Source organism: Paracoccus isoporae, from assembly GCF_900101865.1.
GTDB classification, from domain to species: Bacteria; Pseudomonadota; Alphaproteobacteria; order Rhodobacterales; family Rhodobacteraceae; genus Paracoccus; species Paracoccus isoporae.
The window spans coordinates 1-2,279 of record NZ_FNAH01000029.1 but is presented as its reverse complement, the minus strand read 5'-3'; the positions used below and the strand labels follow the sequence as shown (position 1 = coordinate 2,279).

Below are 2,279 nucleotides of genomic sequence, written 5' to 3'. Positions count from 1 at the left end.
ATCTTTGCGGCGTCCTCAGCCGCCGCCTTCGCGCTCGACCCGGCGCAGAGCACCGTCACATCGCCCAGGGATTTCAGCGCAGCCACCGCCTTGGCAGTGGCGTCCCGGTTCAACTCGCCATTGGTGACTTCACCCAGCAACAGAACAGCCATCACACAATCCCCGCTTCTTTCAGTTTCGACACCAGCGCATCGACATCCTCGACGATGATCCCCGCCTTGCGCCCCTCGGGCTCGGCGGTGTGGGTGATCTCCAGCCGCGGGGTCACGTCCACGCCGTAATCATCCGCCGTTTTCTCCTCCAGCGGCTTCTTCTTGGCCTTCATGATGTTGGGCAGCGAGGCATAGCGCGGCTCGTTCAGCCGCAGATCGGCGGTGACAATGGCCGGCAGCTTGACCTCGATGGTCTGCAACCCGCCATCGACCTCGCGGGTGACCCTGGCGGCCTCGCCCGCGATCTCCAGCTTCGAGGCGAATGTCGCCTGACCCCAGCCCAAGAGCGCGGCCAGCATCTGCCCCGTGGCGTTCATGTCGTTGTCGATGGCCTGCTTTCCGGCGATGACCAGCTTGGGCTGTTCCTCGTCGATCACCGCTTTCAGGATCTTCGCCACCGCCAGCGGCTCGATATCCTGATGCACGTCATCGGCGGCCACCACGAGGATGCCGCGATCCGCGCCCATCGCCAGCGCCGTGCGGATCGTCTCGGCCGCCTGTTTCACCCCGATCGACACCACCACGACCTCCTCGGCCGTCCCCACCTCCTTCAGACGGATCGCCTCCTCGACGGCAATCTCGTCGAACGGGTTCATCGACATCTTCACATTCGCCAGATCGACACCGGAGCCGTCGGATTTCACCTTCGCCTTCACGTTGTAATCGATCACGCGCTTCACTGGCACGAGAACCTTCATCTGTCCTGCTCCTTCTTTCATTTCCTGGATGACACGCCGGGCGCCGCGTATTGCGGGAAGTCCGGCTGGCGGCGTTCGCGGAATGCGGCGATGCCTTCGGCGGCATCCGCACTACCGAGCGCGGCCGCCATGGCCTGCTTTTCACGCTCGAGCTGATCGTCAAACGACAGATCCGCGGCACTGTCGAGCAGCCCCAGGATCGCCGATTGCGCGGCGACGCTGCCCTGCGCCAGCTCCGCGCCGAGTTGCAGCGCGAGGCGCAGCGCCTCGCCGGGCGGTGCGACGCGGTTGACTACCCCCAGATCCGCCAGGCGCTGCGCCGGGATGCGGCCGCCCAGCAGGGCCATCTCGGCGGCGAATTGCGGCGGCAGGGCGCGCAGCAGCGAGGCCGTCGCGCCGCCATCCGGCACCAGCCCGGCCTTGACATAGGCGATGGACAGATAGCTGTCCCCGGCGGCGACGATCAGATCGGCTGCGAGCGCGATGGAGGCACCGGCCCCTGCCGCGCCGCCTTCAATGGCGGCGATGACCGGCTTGGGCGCGGATCGGATGCGGCGCACGACCTCGTGCAGCATTTCGATCCGTTCGGCGCGTTCCTCCAGCGGCAGCGCGGCGCGGGTGGCGAGCGCGTTCAGATCGCCGCCTGCGCAGAAGAACCCCTGCGCCCCCTCCAGCACGACATTGGCAATGCCGGGCGTGGCGGCGGCGTGGGCCAGCCCGGCCAGAACACCGTCATAGACCTCCGGGCTGAGCGCGTTGCGCAACTTCGGCGCGTTGATGGTCAGCACCAGCGTCGGGCCGTGCTGGGCGCGCAGCACCGGCGCGGTCTGGTTCGTCTCGGCAGTCATATCAGTCATTGCGTCCTCATCACTGCGAATACGGCGCGCGCCGTAGCGATCAGCCGGCCCGCCGTGTCGCGCAGCTCGGCCTCGGCGAATTTCGTGGTCTGCCCGCCGCCGGTCACGCGCCCCCGCGCCGTCACCCGCCCGGCACTGACCGCATCGACATGATGGACCGTCAGGCTGGCCGTGACCACCCGTGCATCGATCTGGCCGATCTCGCGCCGGACCGCCGTGCCGCAGCCATTGTCGAGCAACATGCAGACGAAGCCGCCATGCAGGTTCCCCAGCCGGTTGAGATGCTGCGGCCCGATTTCCATCGAACAGGCCCCGCCCGTCTCCGGCAGCCAGGACAGATAGCCGACCAGGCCGGAGGCGCCGGAAAAATCCAGCGGCAGGTCGGACAGGGCCGCGGCCGGGGCTGTGTAAGACAGGTTGTCCATCATCCTCACTCCACCCGTTCGATGACCATGGCGATGCCCTGGCCCACACCGACGCACATCGACAGGCAGGCATAGCGCCCGCCCGAC

At 67.4% G+C, this 2,279-nt stretch carries 3 protein-coding genes and 1 pseudogene; all 4 read right to left on the bottom strand.

Features of this window, described 5'->3' with window-relative positions; genetic code table 11:
- Nucleotides 1-152: pseudogene (locus BLT73_RS17190) on the bottom strand (electron transfer flavoprotein subunit alpha/FixB family protein); the annotation flags it as partial.
- Nucleotides 152-910 carry an electron transfer flavoprotein subunit beta/FixA family protein gene (locus tag BLT73_RS16925; protein ID WP_090525765.1) on the bottom strand — a complete coding sequence of 253 codons (759 nt, stop codon included), beginning with the start codon at nt 908-910 and terminating at the stop codon, nt 152-154. The pseudogene BLT73_RS17190 and the gene BLT73_RS16925, both read right to left, overlap by 1 nt.
- Before the next feature lie 17 nt (nt 911-927).
- The gene (locus tag BLT73_RS16920; protein WP_245727398.1) at nt 928-1,767 is read right to left on the bottom strand and encodes an oxepin-CoA hydrolase, alternative type; all 840 of its coding nucleotides are present in this window, start codon (nt 1,765-1,767) and stop codon (nt 928-930) included.
- Nucleotides 1,764-2,195, bottom strand: a complete 432-nt coding sequence (locus tag BLT73_RS16915) for a PaaI family thioesterase (RefSeq protein ID WP_090525762.1) — start codon at nt 2,193-2,195, stop codon at nt 1,764-1,766. The genes BLT73_RS16920 and BLT73_RS16915 overlap by 4 nt, the downstream gene beginning before the upstream one ends.
- Nucleotides 2,196-2,279: the final 84 nt, after the last annotated feature.